The organism is Candidatus Methylospira mobilis, from assembly GCF_009498235.1.
Lineage (GTDB): Bacteria > Pseudomonadota > Gammaproteobacteria > Methylococcales > Methylococcaceae > Methylospira > Methylospira mobilis.
Genome location: NZ_CP044205.1, coordinates 4,271,783 through 4,288,093, shown reverse-complemented (window position 1 = coordinate 4,288,093; position 16,311 = coordinate 4,271,783). Strand labels below are relative to the sequence as shown.

Sequence of the window (16,311 nt, the reverse complement as noted above, 5' to 3'; positions counted from 1 at the left end):
GTTTCACAACATGGTTAGACAAGCCCATTCGATTCAAGGGGGCAGCTTGGAATGGCACTTATTTAGTAACCGTTCAGATACCCTGCATGAAACAAGGTGTGTCGGGTTACCTTTTACGGGTATCCGTATTTAGCGGTTGATAGCCCCTCAAATATCACCGGCCTCGATCAGCGCCGTGAGTGTTGATATGTCAACGCCATAGTTCCGGGGCTGTTGTGTTGATGACTCTTTCGGAATATACGGTTTAGGCGCTGATACTGCAAAGTCGGGTAGACCACAACCGCAGGCATCATCAGGTATAACAGTCTTTGTCTCTCGGGCTTTACGCTCGAACTTCGGTCGGCTGTTTTTGTGTTTATGCGCGCCTTCGGCAAACAGAATCTTGGCGCGCAAGGCCTCAAAGCTATAGCCCCTGCCCAGTCGGTTCATCACGCGTATCAGGCTGTTCAGCGATTCGGTATAAGCATTCGTAACCGGATGATCGAAGTAACCGAGTATCCACAAATTCCAGTTTGACCAGGCGCGTGTCAGATCGGCAAAAGCCTCTGAATCTTCCTGTGTCATCGACTGCTTCCAGGCTTCATAGCGCCGCGTCGCTTCTTGAGGGCTATCCGCATCATAGATGCCATAAAACTCCTCTTTCAGCGCATAGGCGCGCCCGAGGTTGGGATAGTTCGCCGTCCAGCCATCCATCAGCAAATGCTCCTTATCGGTGAGATCGCGCTGATGTTTGAACAATACAAAGCGGTCATGCATCAGCCCCCGGCGTTGCTTCGGCGTGAGCTGCTCGCGCAGTGATTTACGCACCTTCTCCAAGGCCTCGTTGGCCATCTTTACAACGTGGAACTTGTCGATGATGATCTGCGCGCTGGGAAGAACCTCGGTCACGGCATCGCGGTACGGTGCCCACATGTCCATTGCCACGTACTGCACCTCTTCTTTATTGTCCAAGTGATAGAGGTAATGTATGACCGTTTTTTTGTCCCGGTTCGGCAGCAGGTTGACGATAGTGTTGTTATGCACATTGGAGATCACGCAACGCGGCTTGATCAGGTGGATTTCGTCGATGCCCATCCATTTAGGTGTCTCAAACCGGAATTGATCTTCCAGCGCGGCCACATAGTCGCGGAAAATTGCGCGCACAGTTCCTTCGACGACACCTACTTCCTCCGCGATGCTGGCGAAGGTGCGTTTTACCGCCTGCTTGCCTATCCACACCACCAGACGTTGCGTCATTGCACGTTGCGCGTCTACTTCCGGCAACGTCTCGCTGAATGTTTTATTACAACCTCGGCACTTCATGCGGCGCGTGCTGATATATAGCCCTACGCGCCGTCCGTGCATCGGTAAATCCTTTACTAACTGTTCGCGCCGGCCAAAGCCGACCAGGTTGGTCGATTGGCAATACGAACAACCTGTAGGCGAATTAATCGACTCGGCGCTGATGTGATAGTCGTGCTCGTTTTCTTCAAGCGATGTTATCGCGTAGCACGGTAAATTCAGGATGTTTGCGGGCACCTGTTTCGCTAATTGTTCGTTAAGTGCCTGCAATCGTCATCTTGATGGCTAGCGCACAGCTGAATCGCACGAACTAGATTACTTTGATAGAGTTTTGCATCCGACATTTTGATGTCAGTTACCTGTACGTCTGACCTAAAATTGTATGAATAGAATATTGCGGTAAGTGTGAACATAATAACAGCTTGGGATGTTTTCATTCTACAATATCCTTTACTTTAGTGTTTTCGACGTTCCTGAAACATTCTCCGGTAAGGGTTGATCCAGCAGGAATCAATATGTCTTCGCCGGGTTTTACTTCAATCCTGAGCGGTTTTTCATCCGGCCCGGTAGCAACAACACAACCGAAAGCGTCTGGAGTCAACATCATGGTAGCTTTTGTCGCATCGAACACCCCAATTGTTCGAGTCTCTTTAGCTGTATTGACATAAATCAACCAAACGCTTAACAGTATCAACGCCATAAATAATGGATTTGTGATCATAGCTTTTGTTTTTACATTCATGGTTGCATCCTGCAGTCATTACGATCATCGTCCTCTGCGGCTTCACGAATCGCGGGCAGTTGTTCAAGTAACTGAGGCAACGCTGACTGTACTGTATCCCAAACCACATCCAGGTTGATGTCAAAATAGCCATGTGCAATGCGGTTACGCATGCCCTTCATGATGCGCCACGGTACATCTGGGTGTTGGTCGAGAAAGCTTTCGTACTGCTGCAATAATTTCGTAGCTGCCTCGCCAATGATGATAAGGCTCATGATGACCGCCTGCTGGGTGCGTTTGTCATCAAGGAAGTCGTCCTTGCTTAAACCCTCAACGAATACGCAGGCATCGGATGCAGCCAGCTGGATATGTTCAAGGTAATCGGGAAGGCGATTCTCATTCATACAGGTTTTGCCTCTGCTAGCACGTTGTCTCTGAATTTTCGCGGAAGATCGCCGGGCGTCAACAAGTCAACGTGGACGCCGAGCAGGTCTTCCAATTCCAACTGGAGCCCCCCCAGATCGAACAGCGTCGCGCCAGGCAGCGCATCCACCAATAAATCCAGATCGCTACCGTCCTTATCGGTGCCGTGCAGCACCGACCCGAAGATGCGAGGGTTGGCAGTGCGAAAACGGCTTGTTGCTTCGCGTACAGCGGCTCGGTTCATGTCAAGCGCATCAGAAGGTCTCATGGGTATTTCTCCGTTATCAACCGTAGACTACGGATTAACTATACGCTTACATAAGAAGGGATTCAACCATAAAATGCTGTTTTATGACATGCAGACGCAAAGCGTCTGACGGTAGCTATCAACCGCTAAATACGGATACCCCCCTTGGGGTCAATTGGGCCAGACCGAATGAATATGATCTTAAGCGAGCAATCTAACTACGCTGACGCCGGTTGAAAACCGACCATGCAGGGGGGTAATTCTGGACGAAACCTGACCAGGGTTATTACCCTTTCCTGTCCTGAAACAGACAGGAGCCCAGGAGGGTGATAACCATGATCCTGTATGCCAAAATCCGGCGGATGTATTTCCGCGACAAGCTGTCGATTAACGACATTTCCAAACGTACCAGTCTCTCCCGCAATACCGTCAAAAATGGCTGAGAATGCCTGATGGCAGCGAACCGGCGTATCAGCGCGTTCGATGCCGACCAAGCTGACACCCCTTACGAGGATCATTCAAACAAGCCCTGATAGCCGATAGCTACCGTCCCAGGCGCGAAAGTCGAGCCGCGCTGAAATTACTGGAGGAATTGCAAAAATGCGGCTATGAGGGTGGCTATACGAGCGAACCGGCATGATGACCACCACCAATCTGACCTTTGCCGAATGGTCCAGCGTATTCGGCGACGCCAGGATGACCACTGCGTTATTGGACAGGCTGACCCTCCATTGCCACATCATCGAAACCGGCAATGAATCCTACCGTTTCCGGCAAAGCACTCGGCAGCGGATACAGGCCAGGGAACCGGCGAAGCGTGGCAAGCCCAAAAACGAAGCTGAACTCCCGGCAAAAACCGGCTCCGTCCCCTGGTCAGTTTGCAACCGGTAGCAACAGAGCATGGCAGTCGCAGTGCCGAGGTCTTTGGTCGCTTTGGGGACACAATCGCGTTTTGCCCGCTCTAACGCCCGCGCTTTGAACAGCGACGAATAACGGTGTTGCGCCCGGGTTTGGATTGATTCGTTTCCTGCCCTGCTGTGCTCAGAGGAGTCATCAGGTTTGAAGATTACTTTCCTGGCAGAGTGTCTGTGAAGTTTGGGCAGGATCATTCTGCTGTTTCGAATAAGCCTCGACAATTGACAGGATCATGGGACCAAAACGATCTTTTAATTCAGCACAACGTGTTGAGTTGATAAGCTCGACACCCTTGCGCTCGCTACGGATTAACCCTGCTTCACGCAAGATACGGAAGTGCTGGGATAACGTCGATTTTGGCAGCGTCCGCTTTTGGATGTTTAAAAAAGCCGAACAGTTCCTGGCGCATTCCGCAGTGGCCAGATTGACGTATATTTCTATACGCACTGGGTCGGAAAAGGCATGCAGGATGCCTTCGACGGTGATTTCTTCTACAGGAGGATGATAAAGGACTCTCATGACAACAGGATATCACACTTGACAGTATATCCTGATAGTTCCATACTTCCGCACAAATGAATTATTAAGTTAATTCAGGCAATCCAACCTTTAACCTGGAGGAGTTAGTTATGAGCAAGCTTTCTGGAAAAATCGCCGTTATTACTGGCGGCAACAGCGGTATCGGCTTGGCAACAGCCAAATTATTTGCCAATGAAGGAGCGACAGTGGTTATTACGGGCCGCAGGCAGGCTGAGCTTGATGCTGCGGTGGCTGAAATCGGTGGCAATACGGTTGGCGTTCACGGTGACGTGTCAAAACTGGCTGACCTTGACAAGCTTTATGCCGAAATTAAAGCCAAATTTGGACATCTTGACATTGTGTTCGCCAATGCGGGGATTGTCGAATTAGCTCCCGTCGGCATGGTGACGGAAGAACATTTCGACAAAGTTTTTGACATTAACGTCAAAGGCTTGCTGTTTACTGTGCAAAAAGCCTTGCCGCTTTTGGTGGACGGCGGTTCAATCATCCTTAACTCGTCAATCGCAAACACAACGGGTTTTGAAGGCTTTGGCGTGTATTCCGCGACCAAAGCCGCAGTGCGATCCTTTGCCCGCACCTGGACGGCTGAGTTAAAGGCTCGCAAAATCCGCGTCAACGTGGTCAGCCCGGGTCCAATTGCAACGCCGATCTTTGACACAGTAGGCTGGTCGGAACAGCAGATAGATGAGTTCGGCACAACCGTAACCACGCAAGTGCCTTTAGGGCGTTTTGGTCAGCCAGAAGAAATCGCCCAAGCCGTGCTGTTCCTGGCTTCTTCCGATAGCAGCTATGTGGCTGGTGTGGATTTGTATGTCGATGGCGGTATGATCGCTGTTTGAAAAAGCGTTGTGACAACGTTTAGCAGCTTCCCGCTCTAAGCGGGAAGCTGGTTTACTCCGTAAAAATCAATCAAATAACGAGTGATCATTGGAGAAAATATGAAAGTTATAGTTACAGGTTCGTTAGGACACATCAGCAAGCCACTCACACAAGCGTTGCTGCAACAAGGACATCAGGTCACGGTAATAAGCAGCGACCCCGAAAAAGAAAAAGACATTGAAGCATTGGGTGCAAGCGCAGCCATCGGCACAATAGAAGATGTAAATTTTCTTACGAAAACGTTTACGGGTGCAGATGCCGTTTACACGATGTTGCCACCGCCAAATCTCTTCGACCCGAATCTCGACATAAAATCAGATTTTCTCAATATTAGCAATAACTATGTACAAGCCATTCAGCAATCAGGTGTAAAACGGGTGGTTCATTTAAGTAGCGTGGGCGCTCATTTAGACCAGGGTACCGGGTTCATTCTTTTTCATCGTCAGGCAGAAAGTATCTTGAGCAATTTGCAGGAGGTTGCCATCACTTTCATGCGCCCTGTTGGTTTCTACTACAATTTATTCACCTTTTCAGGGGTAATAAAAGCGACGGGCGTAATGTCATCCAATTACGGCGCTGATGATATCATTCCCTGGGTATCGCCAATCGATATTGCCACAGCCATTGCCGAAGAACTAACCACGCCACAGACGGGCAACAAAGTGCGCTATGTGGCAAGTGAAGAATTAACCTGCAACGAAGTGGCAAGTACTTTAGGTGCTGCTATAGGACAGCCCGATTTACAATGGATACTGATTACTGATGAAGAATTGCAAAGCCGCTACGAATCGATGGGAATGAATAAAACCATTGTCGCCTGGTTGGCAGAGATGCAGGCAAATATGCACAATGGAGCGTTTTACGAGGATTATTATCTGAACAGACCCGCATTGGGCAAAGTAAAACTGACCGAATTTGCCAAAGAATTTGCTGCTGCCTTTTAAAAGGTGGCTGTTTAAATCTGTGGTCTCGCTTACATGCGAGACACTTTGATTGGCTTTCTGTTCCAGGCAGGAAGCTACACCTTGTAAAAAAACAATCAAACACCATTAATCATTGGAGAAAACCATGTCATTAACCATGTACCCGGCCTCAATTCCTGTTTTTGTCCGTATGTTAGGTAACTTATCAGCGATATTTGATAAAGCCGCCGCTCATGCCGAAGCCAAAAAAATAGATCCATCTGTTTTTATCAACGCGCGTTTAGCTCCAGATATGTATCCATTGAGCAGACAAGTGCAAATTGCCACTGATTTGGTCAAAGGCTGTGCAGCGCGGCTTGCTGGAATTGAAGTGCCCGGTTATGAAGATAACGAAACCACCTTTCCTGAATTGCAGGCGCGTATTGGCAAAACTGTGGCGTTTATCCAAAGCGTCACCGCCGCGCAAATTGATGACAGCGAAGAACGCGGGATTTCCCTGAAGTTTGGAACCAGAGAAGCCCATTTTTTAGGCCAGGCTTATTTGTTGGATTTTGTACTGCCCAATTTATATTTCCACATCACTATTGCCTACGCTATTCTGCGGCATAACGGCGTTGAGCTAGGGAAAATGGATTATGTCGGAAATTATTGAGCGAAGCATTTAATATTTGAGCCGTTCGCATCTAAAATGACAGGTGCGAACGGCAGTTAATACGTTCTAATATCAAGCCAATAGTAATTCGCACCCCCTTTAACGAAACAACAGGACACCCATTTTATTTAGGAAACACATCAACTGACAGTGGTCATCATGAACGCAATCACAGGATTTTGGAACAGAAAAGCCTGTTTCTAAAATGAGAAACCATGGCTGATGCTACGATTATCCACGCAGAACGAGAAGAAACAGCTCGATCCGCATATGCATCAAACGAGTAAAGGGGAACATTAGCTCACATTTACTTTTTTCGCCACATTTCCTGAATTAGGGCTGCCCCCATGGCATAAGCGGCACCGTGGAGATACTGTTCGCAGGGGCTCCGTTGATCAGCTTCCTGCTGACAGCAACATAGATCAGTGTGTTCCTTTTTGTATCCAACATGCGCGTAACGCGAGTTTCCTTGAAAAATATTGAAGTATCCTCGCTGAACACATTTTCTTCGTGGGGGAGATCGGCCGGTAGTCTAATTGACCCAGTTTGTCTGCATGCGATCGAAAACTGCGATGGATCTTCGGCTAAACCGATCGCACCGGATATGCCACCGGTTCGGGCTTGGCTAATATGGCAGACCACACCGGGAATCCTGGGGTCGTCGAATGCGTCGACACATACCTTGTGATTTGCCCCCCAAAATTTCCACGCTGTTGTGACACAGCCGATTTCTTCGGCGTTAGCATCAATGATCATCAGTGGTAATAGTACGATTGCCGCCGCAATAAGCCTCTGCATCATCAAACCCCTCTCAATTTCCACCAGATTGGTATCTAATGCTGATAGAATAATTATGATTATATTCCTTCAGCATTAATATAAATATTTTTAATTTCAAATAATTGCTCCCGATTGATGCAGAGGTCACCGGGCTTATAACTGTATCTATGCCCGGCGCAGGCATACCGCCCACGCCGGCAGAATATGAGAATAGTTACCCGGTCAGCCCTTCCGCATTAAGCACAGCCTGTACTGCGGGACGGGAAGCGACACGCCCCTGGTAATCAACAAGGTTAGGCCAGGGAGCAAGATCGACAGCGACATATTGACCCCAACCCAACACCGTGAACAGATAGGCGTCGGCCACGGTGAAGTCGTCGCCCATCAGCCAGACCTTGCCGTCAAGACGGTTGCTCACATGATCGAAACGCCGGGCCAGCTGCGCCTTGACGATATTTTTCCAGGCATCAGGCGCCTGCGGATTGAACAGCGCGCCGAAACCCTTGTGCAGCTCGGTGGAGATGAAATTGAGCCATTCCTGCAGCCGGTAGCGTTCCATGCTGCCTGCAGACGGCGCGAGGCGTTTTTCCGGTACGCGGTCGGCGAGATACTGGACGATGGCCGGACCTTCGGTCAGGATCTGTCCGTCGTCGAGCATTAACGCCGGTACATAGCCGCTGGGATTTATCGTCCGGTAATCGGCGCCGGTCTCGGTGTTGCCGGTGGCGAAATCGACCCGCTCGGTTTCATAGGTAAAGCCGCTCTCTTCGAGGACGATGTGAGGCGATAAGGAACAAGCGCCGGAACTGTAATAAAGCTTCATGATGAGGCCTCCATTGATTTCCATTAAATTAACGCTACACACAAGTTGCAGCTTCTCTTCGATAGGATCGGCGACATTTTTAACCGGTATTCGATTGGTTACAAGAACCTGTTCACCTGCCTGATTCTCGGCTTCCCTGTAACCTGCTGTTGACCTGCCGATGATAACGTTTTGACAACCATGGACGGATCAACGGCAGGCCGATCAGCCAGGCGACAGGTTTCAGCAATGGCGCTTTATTCATTAACAGAATATAGGCATCCAACTCCGAAACGATTCGTCCGCCGGCGTCGCGAACATGCAATTCTCTTAACGCTTTTACAGGGTCGATACCCAAATCGCGCAATTGCTGCTCCTGACCGGTGATATCGAACCAGCACACCTCGCTCTGTCTCGTCCGTCCCAATAGCTTTTCGTAATTAGCCCTATCCTGTCGGCATTTCGGACAGGCGCCATCGTAATAAACCACAAGCGGGGCCGGTTCAGGATTGTCCTCCGGCTGTTTTCCGGCGATAGACGACATGGCCTTAACTCAGTTGAACAAGGCGTTCGAATGAAGGCAGCCAATCTGAAAAGCGAGCGACATAGTTATAGCCGCAGACGGTTTTCAGCGGCGCGTGTTTTACGATTTCATGGATCCGTTGCGCCCTGTTTCGAGTTTCCTGCTCAGGACCGTAGGGATTGAAATGCATGCCGTCATCGCCCGGAAACACGTAGTCGCAGATAAACAGCACGTCCCGATGGATATACAGGGTGAAGCCGGGCGTATGACCGCCGATGTGGAAGGCCTGTATGCCGTAGACGCTGAAATCGCCGGTAAAGCGTTGATCGACATCGAACGATGCCGCCAGGCTGTGTCCGGCATCCAGATCATGCAGCCGCACGTCCGCATTCCAGAGACGGCGGTATTGGTTGGACGCGCCCATGAAATGGTGGTGGGTAAACAAAATGGCTTTAACCGGTTCCAGATCGCGGTTGTATGCCGACGGTGAATCGATCCACACCGCGCCATCATTGGTTTCGACGCGATAAGCGGCATGTTCCAGCCCCAGTTTGGGTACGGAAAGCAGCTGAACGACCCTATCGTTCACCGCATGGCTGGTAACGCGATAGGTCTGTTCAGCCTGCTCCCAGGCCATGAAGCGATCGTGATGCGCCCCGCAAAAAGGGCAAACGTCGGGCATCTCGCCTATCATGTTGTAACCGCATTGCAGACAAACCCACTGAGGGACGCCGGGGAGTTTACTCTCGTCAAGGTTTTTCATCATATGCCGGCCTGCAATATTAAAAAACTCATTGAAACGACAGTTTGCGAGCGAAACCTGCCCTGCTCGCAATACACGCATCGCAGTGAAAATATCGGGTCCAGCGCGGAAGCGATGGGCGGCAATGCCGGTCGCGCCGCGATAATTTCGGGAACTTTGCGCTGGGTCATGTTATACCTCCCGCAGGAAAAATAACACTGCAAAGTGGCGCTAGCCGTTGAAAACAGATGACGATAATTGCTTGCGGGTATAATGACCGCATCAACGCATGCCGCCATTATTAAATCCAACCCGGCTTCAATCAGCGTTTTTTATACCCGAGCAACTTATGGTGAAAAATAATTCAGGGCGTTTCGCCCGCTATATCGGTATCGATTACTCCGGAGCGGAAACCTGCAGGTCCAGCCTCAAAGCCTTGCGCGTCTATACGGCGGAGCCGGCCCTGGAGCCGGTGGAAGTTTTACCGCCGCCCAGCCCGCGTAAATACTGGACTCGCAAGGGAATAGCCGAGTGGCTGGCGGAACAATTTTCCGAAGATAAGCCGACGCTGGTCGGCATCGACCATGGTTTCTCATTTCCGTTGCGCTATTTCGAGGTTCACCACCTGGTTCCCGCCTGGCCTGATTTCCTGGACGATTTCCAGCGGCACTGGCCCACCGACGAAGATCACACCTATGTCGATTTTGTCCGCGACGGCGTATGCGGCAACGGAGCGGAACGAACCGGCAGTCCGCGCTGGCGGCGGCTTACGGAAGAACGCGCCGGCGCCAAATCGGTGTTTCATTTCGACGTTCCGGGTTCGGTCGCAAAATCCACGCATGCCGGAATCCCCTGGCTGCGCTACCTGCGCCGGCAACCTGGAGCCAGAATACATTTCTGGCCCTTCGACGGCTGGGACATACAGCCCGGCAAGTCGGCAATTGCCGAAGCATACCCTTCGTTATGGAAACATGAGTTCCCGGTCGAAGGCCGCACTCCCGACCAGCACGACGCCTATACGATTGCCGCGTGGTTAAGACAGGCCGATGCAAGCGGCGCGCTACAGCGCGCGCTGAACCCCGCCCTGAACATGAGCGAGCGCGGCATTGCGCAAGACGTCGAAGGCTGGATACTCGGGGTAGGCTGAATCGCAATAAAACCCGCTGACCGGCCTGCACTCATCATGACTCATAAAACACGCACCGCATCCCAATGACGATTACCTTAAACGAGAGCGAAGTCGAAATCCTGGCGATTCGCGCACAGGGTACCGGAGGGCAAAACGTCAACAAGGTGTCGAATGCGGTTCACCTGCGTTTCGATGTAACCGCTTCCAGCCTGCCGGATGAAGTAAAAGCCAGACTGCTGACGATGCGCGATCAGCGCGTCAGCAGCGATGGCGTTATCGTCATCAAGGCGCAAAAGCACCGCAGTCTGGAGCGTAACCGGGAAGACGGCCTGACTCGATTGCGAGAGCTGATTGCCGCGGCGGCTTTCACCCCGACCAAGCGCCGTCCGACGAAACCCAGCCGAAGTTCGCAAAAAAAACGCATCGATAGCAAAGTCAAACGCGGACAAGTCAAACTTCTACGCAGCCGCGTTAGCGAATAGGCAATAGAACTCTCGCATTTGACTCATGCCTTATGAACCTATCGCCGCCCGGCAAGACCGGAGATCACGCAACGCGCCTGATATTTTAATCGACGAAGTCCATATCTGCGGGATGCACTATTTCTGACTCGCCAGATTACTCGTCCACGAGGTAGAATTCTACTTCAGAGGTTTACACCATGAATGTTTTCACCATTGGCTATGAAGGACTCGATCTTGACGCGTTTATATCGGCGCTTACCCTGTACGGCGTCGAAACCGTTGTAGATATCCGAGAAGTGCCGCTATCCCGTAAACCAGGCTTCTCAAAGAAAGCGCTCGCAAACGCGCTCAATCTCTCCGGCTTCGAATACCTTACATTGGGTGAAGTTAGGTTGCCCGAAACCTGTCCGCGATTGCTATCGCAAGGATGGAAACTGGAAGCGCTATACTGAAGGCTTTCTGAAACATCTTAATAACCAATGGGATACTATAGCCGAGCTTTCGGCTCTGGCAGAGTCGTCGGAATGCGCGCTGCTTTGCTACGAAGCCGATCCTAATTTTTGCCATCGTTCCATGGTGGCGAATGCGCTCAGGGAGTATTGCGGCATGCGTGTCCGACATATAACGGCAGGTGTCGAAACTAGAACAATGAAAGCTGTACAGCTGCCCCTGGCTTTCGCTTAGGCGGGTAGATAAGACTGATAATCAGCCACTGGTTTTGGAATCTGTGCTGATTGCCCATTAGAAACATCAGAGCTTTGTTGCCTAATTCTTCTTCCAGCTTTGCGCGGAATGGCGCTTCCCAACCGTCACCATGAGACAGGCGGCATTTCCAGTACAAAGCACCGGCCTCCCAATCCACAACCTTGTGTCTGAATTCTTTTTCACCTTCGGATGTATCGCATCTGTACAGGTAGAAGAAATCGAAAGGGATTTTGCGCAGTTCTCTCACCTGGTTCCGTGCCTCCGGTTCGGAAAAAAGATCCCCCTGCATCTGGGCGCGCAGCAGCTTTTCCTTTTCTTCTTCGGTCCAGTCGAGATGACGAGCTTTTTTGATGTCCAGACCAATAACCTGCTTCGGTCGCAATAACGCCAGAGACACGCCGCTATTCTGTTGGCATGCGTCTATCGCATCGAAACTGTCGAAGGATGGAACTTTGTCGATCCACGCCCAACGCGCCGACCAATCCTTTTTAGTTGGAATCGAGTCGCCGCATTTGATCGTGTCTATATCAATACGGTAACTTTCGTAACGATGGTCTTTCGTAGCCTTACGAACCCGAGCCTCTATCCATTGCCATGCAGTCCCTGCTCGATGTATCTGAACGGCACCGGGTAAATACGCCGCATGACGCCATGCTCATTGATACCGGCAACGCACGAAGTTTCAACATATTGTGCGCTTGGCGATGGATATGTTTTTGCCAGAATCAGGACACGTTCTATTTGTATCATTTATTGCTTTCGCCGATTTATCGATGTTCGCTGTTTGACGAAAGGAACTTATGCGTCTAATCTGAGACCGTAGTGCGTCTGTCACACGCGCGCAGTATATCGCTGACTGTCCCAATTCAATAGCTGTCAACTTTGTCAGGGTAGCAACGATGTGGGAATAGGTTGATATGCCCCGAAAGGCATATTGAAATCACATCCATAACCGGAGCGCCACACCATGAAGAATTCCCTCTCACGTTTCAAACCGCTTGCGCTGTTATTGTCATGGCTGCCGTTTGCCAATCCGGCGCAGGCAGAGGCATTGCAAGTCGGTCAACCTGCGCCGCGATTCGAATTAACCGCCCAGGACGGCGCCAAAATCGACCTCGCGTCCAGACAGGGCAAAGGCTGGACCGTGCTGTATTTTTACCCGAAGGCCGGTACGCCGGGCTGCACCACCCAGGCCTGCGCATTCCGCGACGCCATTGAAGCCATTCGCAGGCAGAACGCCGAGGTGTACGGTATCAGCACGGACGAGGTAAAGGATTTATTGAGCTTTCATCAGAAACACAAGCTCGCCTTTACCCTGCTATCGGACCCGGACGCCAAGGTGACCGAGGCCTACGGGGTAAAAATGCCGGTGTTGAAAATGGCCAAGCGCTGGACGTTTATCGTCGATCCCTCCCTGATCGTTCGCCAGATCGATAACGATGTCGACCCGGCTCTCGATGCGCGGAAAGTGGCGGAGAGTTTGAAAAAACTGCAGGCAATGCCTTAATAAGGGGTAACTATTCAGCCTTTCCTTTCGAACGAACACAGTTTTTCACGGACGGCAGCGCCGAGGGTTAAACCGTTTCCTGCGCCGCTGCCACCATCCACACCCGCTTCAACGGCAGCTCGGCCTTCAGTTCGTCGTCCAGCTTTTCGTATTGCTCGAACAGTTGTTCGAGCAATTCCTTTTGCGTCCACAGCCGCAGACGAAAAAACTGGCTGGCCAGCTCCTTATGCACATTGCCCTTAAAGCCGCCCCAAGCGACAAAAAGACCTTGATCGGCGTTGAATTTGGTCATCGCTCCCAGCAACTTGTCCACGGCCTCGCGGCCAATCTGCGTGGTTTCCGATTTTACTTCAATGCATAAACGCGGCGCTTCAAACCCCAGCGGCCCCGATCCCGCAAGAATATCCGCACCGCCATCGGCGCCTTCCGGACTACGGTAAGTCGTATAACCCTGGGCCTGTAAAACAGCCTCCACCAGCCGTGTCAGGTTATGTCCCTTGAATTTTGCCGCAATGAGCTGGGCAATCTGGTCGCGCGCCAGCTCTTCAAGATCAGCCTCTTCCGCGGTTTCGTCAGTCGCTTGAGCGGCTGAAGCCACTTTACTGGCCGCCACGCCTGTTTCAGGGTTCCAGCCGTTGGCGCGCATGGCAATAATCCGCTGCTCCGCGTTATTGCGCTGTATCCGGCAAATAGTCATGAAAGCGCCAAAACTATAAAGCAAGTCCTGACTGAAGCTGGCGCGCTGCGCCGGTTCGGCCATCCATTTTACAGGCCGCCAATGGTAAAACGGATTTACTCCGGCCGGTTCGGAAGTGTAATCGCCGCTTATCTCGCCGAAATAAATCACCGGCTGGGACTTCGACGGGAGAACGACCAGATCGCCTTTTTTAATCTCATGCGCAAACGGCCAGATCTGGCTGACCCAGTTCTGCACGGTTTTCGGCTTGGCGTCAGGATAAAGACTGACCATAAGCGCCGTCAGAGCGGCTCTTTCCGTCAGCCTGGCCAAATCCTGATCAAGGTTGTCCCAGGTCAGATATACGCGATTATCCTGGATGAATTTTTGCTCGTATTCGCCGTGGGAACCGGCGCGGATTAACCAGATTGCCATTCAGCCGTCCTCCTTCATCGCTTGGGCCGTTTCATCGACCGCTATCATGGCTCGCAGATTTTCCATGGCTTGCGCCACAATCCGTCCTTGCCGCTCTATGCCGTCGATTATATCCGGCACGGTGCGGGTATCGGTAACCGCCCTGGCGTTGGGGTTTACGGCCTTCAGGTCGTAAACCGCCGCGTCCATGTCGCCGGCCGTGGTTTGCGCTTCGCGGAAGGCTTTTTCCAAGGCCTTTACAGCTTCCTCGGTCGCTGAAATCTGCTGCTTGTCGGCTTTATGCTTTTTCAGCGCTTTCAAAGTTTCTTTCAGCGGCAGCAATGCTTCGGTCAGTTTTTCCATTTCCTCCACAAACGGCCGCATATCCTCTCGCGCTTTCGCGCGGCGGGCGGCAAAATCCACCGTCCAGGAAAAATCGCTGTCCGATTCCGGCGCGCCGTGCTGCGCCAGCAGTCTGGCAAAGGATGGAAAGGGTTGATGCCGATTGCCATCCCGCTCTGCCCAATCCGTGGTTAATGTGACCGGCAAATCGGCGTCGGCCAGAACGCCGCCGTGCTTGTCGAAACCGAAATGCGCCAGCGTCATCGGCGATTTTTTACCGATTTTCAGTTGCGACAGATCGTAATACCAGATGCGTTCGGTTTTTTTACCTTTGGTAAAAAAAAGCAGATTGGTTTTGACGCCGGCTCCGGCGGTCGAAAACACGCCGCCCGGCAAACTGACAATGCACCATAAATCGCATTCGTCGACCAGCTTGCGCTTGGTTTCCACAAACGCGCTTTCGTTGGTGCGAAACAGCAGGCCTTCGTCCAGCACGATAGCGCAGCGGCCGCCGGGCTTGCCGTCCAGCGGAGCTTTCAGTTCGTCGAGGATATGCTGAACAAACAATACCTGCGTCGAGCCGGTTTCAAAGTCGTAGTTTTTCTGCGCTTCCGAACCTTCCTTGCCGCCGAACGGCGGATTGGTCAGAATCACGTCGAAGGTTGGCGGCGCTTGCTCAAACAAACCGGCATAAGTCTGCTTGCCGGTCAGGGTATTGCCATGCCAGAGATTCGGTTGATCGATGCCATGCAGAATGAGGTTGGCCAGCGCGATGGGGAACACCAGGTTTTCTTTTTCCCGGCCAAAGAACGTATCGTGCTTGAGCGTATCCAGCACCGTCGCCGCCGGGGCATTGCCCAGTTCGCGGCTGATATGTTCGAACGACACCGCCAAAAAGCCGCCGGTGCCGCAACACGGGTCGTACACGGTTTCGCCTGGCCTGGGATCGAGCACATGCACCATGCCCCGGATCACTTCGCGCGGGGTAAAAAACTGGCCGCCGTCGGAATTTTTCTCGCCCATTTTCAGCAGCAAATCCTCGTAGACCTGCGACAGGGTGAAAAAATGGGTGTCGTCGATATGATCGATATGGATTTCGTGCACCTTGTCGAAAATATCGCAGAGGTTGGTTTCGCTGTCGACCCGGACCTTTTCCACCGCGGTCATGATCCGGCCTATCACGCGCTGTTTCGGGCTGGCGGCGGGATTGGGCAATTGGGTAATCGGATTGACATCCAGCCGGTGCAGATGCGGCAGCAAATCGTTATTGATGAAATCGAACAGCCTGCCTTCGCCGGCCTGAAACAGCTCTTTGCGTTTCCAGCCGATGAATTTGCCCTCCGGAGTGGTTTCGGATTCGGAATACGGCGCGGCCCAATCCTGCCAGCGATAAGGCGCGGTCAGGGCGGGCGAATATTCGTTGCCTTGCGCGTCGGCCTGCTCTTTCGCCTTTTGCTCCTGGGCGTCGAGTATGCGCAAAAACAGTATCCAGGTCAGTTCCGGCACATATTGCAGCGCGCTGGCGCAATTGGAGCGGCGCATTACATCGCAGATCGACTTGACGAAGGACGACAGCGATTGCGTGGAGGCGATGCTTTTAGGGGATTTGCCGCGCGCGGCGCGCTTGATATTGTTTGCCATCCGAT

General features: G+C 51.8%; 22 protein-coding genes and 1 pseudogene. 9 read left to right on the top strand and 14 right to left on the bottom strand.

Translation table 11 applies throughout. The features are described from left to right. Positions 1–147: 147 nt before the first annotated feature. From F6R98_RS19625 to F6R98_RS19610, 4 genes are all read right to left on the bottom strand, one after another. The gene (locus F6R98_RS19625) at positions 148–1,518 is read right to left on the bottom strand and encodes an ISL3 family transposase (RefSeq protein ID WP_153251161.1); all 1,371 of its coding nucleotides are present in this window, start codon (positions 1,516–1,518) and stop codon (positions 148–150) included. Positions 1,519–1,714: 196 nt separating this feature from the next. Continuing rightward, positions 1,715–2,023, bottom strand: coding sequence for a hypothetical protein (locus tag F6R98_RS19620; RefSeq protein WP_153250514.1), 309 nt, complete (start codon positions 2,021–2,023; stop codon positions 1,715–1,717). Beyond that, the gene (locus F6R98_RS19615; RefSeq protein WP_153250513.1) at positions 2,020–2,406 is read right to left on the bottom strand and encodes a HepT-like ribonuclease domain-containing protein; all 387 of its coding nucleotides are present in this window, start codon (positions 2,404–2,406) and stop codon (positions 2,020–2,022) included. Before F6R98_RS19615 ends, F6R98_RS19620 begins: the two co-directional genes overlap by 4 nt. Then, on the bottom strand, positions 2,403–2,693 hold the full coding sequence (locus F6R98_RS19610) for a nucleotidyltransferase family protein (RefSeq protein ID WP_153250512.1): 291 nt from the start codon (positions 2,691–2,693) through the stop codon (positions 2,403–2,405). Before F6R98_RS19610 ends, F6R98_RS19615 begins: the two co-directional genes overlap by 4 nt. Before the next feature lie 597 nt (positions 2,694–3,290). Here F6R98_RS19610 and F6R98_RS19600 point away from each other — a divergent pair. Beyond that, positions 3,291–3,563, top strand: a pseudogene (locus tag F6R98_RS19600) (ATP-binding protein); the annotation flags it as partial. Between the two features lie 162 nt (positions 3,564–3,725). Here F6R98_RS19600 and F6R98_RS19595 read toward each other — a convergent pair. Next, on the bottom strand, positions 3,726–4,106 hold the full coding sequence (locus F6R98_RS19595; RefSeq protein WP_153250511.1) for an ArsR/SmtB family transcription factor: 381 nt from the start codon (positions 4,104–4,106) through the stop codon (positions 3,726–3,728). 110 nt (positions 4,107–4,216) lie between these two features. Between F6R98_RS19595 and F6R98_RS19590 the strand changes: the two genes are divergently transcribed. The 3 genes from F6R98_RS19590 to F6R98_RS19580 all read left to right on the top strand — a co-directional run bounded on the left by F6R98_RS19590 (position 4,217) and on the right by F6R98_RS19580 (position 6,581). Further along, the gene (locus tag F6R98_RS19590; protein WP_153250510.1) at positions 4,217–4,966 is read left to right on the top strand and encodes a glucose 1-dehydrogenase; all 750 of its coding nucleotides are present in this window, start codon (positions 4,217–4,219) and stop codon (positions 4,964–4,966) included. Positions 4,967–5,065: 99 nt separating this feature from the next. Continuing rightward, positions 5,066–5,950, top strand: a complete 885-nt coding sequence (locus F6R98_RS19585; RefSeq protein ID WP_153250509.1) for an NmrA family NAD(P)-binding protein — start codon at positions 5,066–5,068, stop codon at positions 5,948–5,950. 124 nt (positions 5,951–6,074) lie between these two features. Continuing rightward, positions 6,075–6,581: a DUF1993 domain-containing protein gene (locus tag F6R98_RS19580; protein WP_153250508.1), complete on the top strand. Its 507-nt coding sequence runs from the start codon at positions 6,075–6,077 to the stop codon at positions 6,579–6,581. Positions 6,582–6,914: 333 nt separating this feature from the next. On the opposite strand, the gene F6R98_RS19575 is transcribed toward F6R98_RS19580, so the two are convergent. The 5 genes from F6R98_RS19575 to F6R98_RS19555 all read right to left on the bottom strand — a co-directional run bounded on the left by F6R98_RS19575 (position 6,915) and on the right by F6R98_RS19555 (position 9,619). Continuing rightward, positions 6,915–7,382 carry a CreA family protein gene (locus F6R98_RS19575; RefSeq protein ID WP_153250507.1) on the bottom strand — a complete coding sequence of 156 codons (468 nt, stop codon included), beginning with the start codon at positions 7,380–7,382 and terminating at the stop codon, positions 6,915–6,917. Between the two features lie 193 nt (positions 7,383–7,575). Further along, a complete protein-coding gene (gene gstA, locus F6R98_RS19570) occupies positions 7,576–8,184 on the bottom strand; it encodes a glutathione transferase GstA (protein ID WP_153250506.1) in 609 nt (202 codons plus the stop codon). 112 nt (positions 8,185–8,296) lie between these two features. Then, the gene (locus F6R98_RS19565; RefSeq protein WP_153250505.1) at positions 8,297–8,707 is read right to left on the bottom strand and encodes a thiol-disulfide oxidoreductase DCC family protein; all 411 of its coding nucleotides are present in this window, start codon (positions 8,705–8,707) and stop codon (positions 8,297–8,299) included. A gap of 4 nt (positions 8,708–8,711) precedes the next feature. Continuing rightward, positions 8,712–9,452, bottom strand: a complete 741-nt coding sequence (locus F6R98_RS19560; RefSeq protein WP_228124980.1) for an MBL fold metallo-hydrolase — start codon at positions 9,450–9,452, stop codon at positions 8,712–8,714. After that, entirely contained in the window at positions 9,449–9,619 is a 171-nt protein-coding gene (locus F6R98_RS19555) for a hypothetical protein (protein WP_153250504.1), read from the bottom strand. Before F6R98_RS19555 ends, F6R98_RS19560 begins: the two co-directional genes overlap by 4 nt. A gap of 158 nt (positions 9,620–9,777) precedes the next feature. Between F6R98_RS19555 and F6R98_RS19550 the strand changes: the two genes are divergently transcribed. The 4 genes from F6R98_RS19550 (at position 9,778) to F6R98_RS22930 (ending at position 11,705) form a co-directional block, all read left to right on the top strand. Continuing rightward, entirely contained in the window at positions 9,778–10,575 is a 798-nt protein-coding gene (locus F6R98_RS19550) for a hypothetical protein (RefSeq protein ID WP_153250503.1), read from the top strand. Between the two features lie 65 nt (positions 10,576–10,640). Continuing rightward, positions 10,641–11,039 (top strand): alternative ribosome rescue aminoacyl-tRNA hydrolase ArfB, encoded by a 399-nt coding sequence (arfB, locus tag F6R98_RS19545; RefSeq protein WP_153250502.1) that lies wholly within the window; start codon positions 10,641–10,643, stop codon positions 11,037–11,039. A gap of 179 nt (positions 11,040–11,218) precedes the next feature. Continuing rightward, positions 11,219–11,473, top strand: a complete 255-nt coding sequence (locus F6R98_RS22275) for a DUF488 domain-containing protein (RefSeq protein ID WP_228124979.1) — start codon at positions 11,219–11,221, stop codon at positions 11,471–11,473. After that, a complete protein-coding gene (locus tag F6R98_RS22930; RefSeq protein WP_407079261.1) occupies positions 11,403–11,705 on the top strand; it encodes a DUF488 family protein, N3 subclade in 303 nt (100 codons plus the stop codon). The genes F6R98_RS22275 and F6R98_RS22930 overlap by 71 nt, the downstream gene beginning before the upstream one ends. Here F6R98_RS22930 and F6R98_RS22270 read toward each other — a convergent pair. Both F6R98_RS22270 and F6R98_RS22265 read right to left on the bottom strand, forming a co-directional pair. Then, positions 11,662–12,123 carry a hypothetical protein gene (locus tag F6R98_RS22270; protein ID WP_228124978.1) on the bottom strand — a complete coding sequence of 154 codons (462 nt, stop codon included), beginning with the start codon at positions 12,121–12,123 and terminating at the stop codon, positions 11,662–11,664. The genes F6R98_RS22930 and F6R98_RS22270 overlap by 44 nt on opposite strands. A gap of 185 nt (positions 12,124–12,308) precedes the next feature. Beyond that, entirely contained in the window at positions 12,309–12,476 is a 168-nt protein-coding gene (locus F6R98_RS22265) for a hypothetical protein (RefSeq protein ID WP_228124977.1), read from the bottom strand. Positions 12,477–12,693: 217 nt separating this feature from the next. Here F6R98_RS22265 and F6R98_RS19530 point away from each other — a divergent pair, with 217 nt between their 5' ends. Beyond that, positions 12,694–13,233 carry a peroxiredoxin gene (locus F6R98_RS19530; RefSeq protein WP_153250501.1) on the top strand — a complete coding sequence of 180 codons (540 nt, stop codon included), beginning with the start codon at positions 12,694–12,696 and terminating at the stop codon, positions 13,231–13,233. Between the two features lie 67 nt (positions 13,234–13,300). Here F6R98_RS19530 and F6R98_RS19525 read toward each other — a convergent pair whose 3' ends face one another. After that, positions 13,301–14,344 carry a restriction endonuclease gene (locus tag F6R98_RS19525; protein ID WP_153250500.1) on the bottom strand — a complete coding sequence of 348 codons (1,044 nt, stop codon included), beginning with the start codon at positions 14,342–14,344 and terminating at the stop codon, positions 13,301–13,303. Beyond that, positions 14,345–16,306 (bottom strand): class I SAM-dependent DNA methyltransferase, encoded by a 1,962-nt coding sequence (locus F6R98_RS19520; protein WP_153250499.1) that lies wholly within the window; start codon positions 16,304–16,306, stop codon positions 14,345–14,347. Positions 16,307–16,311 lie beyond the last annotated feature (5 nt).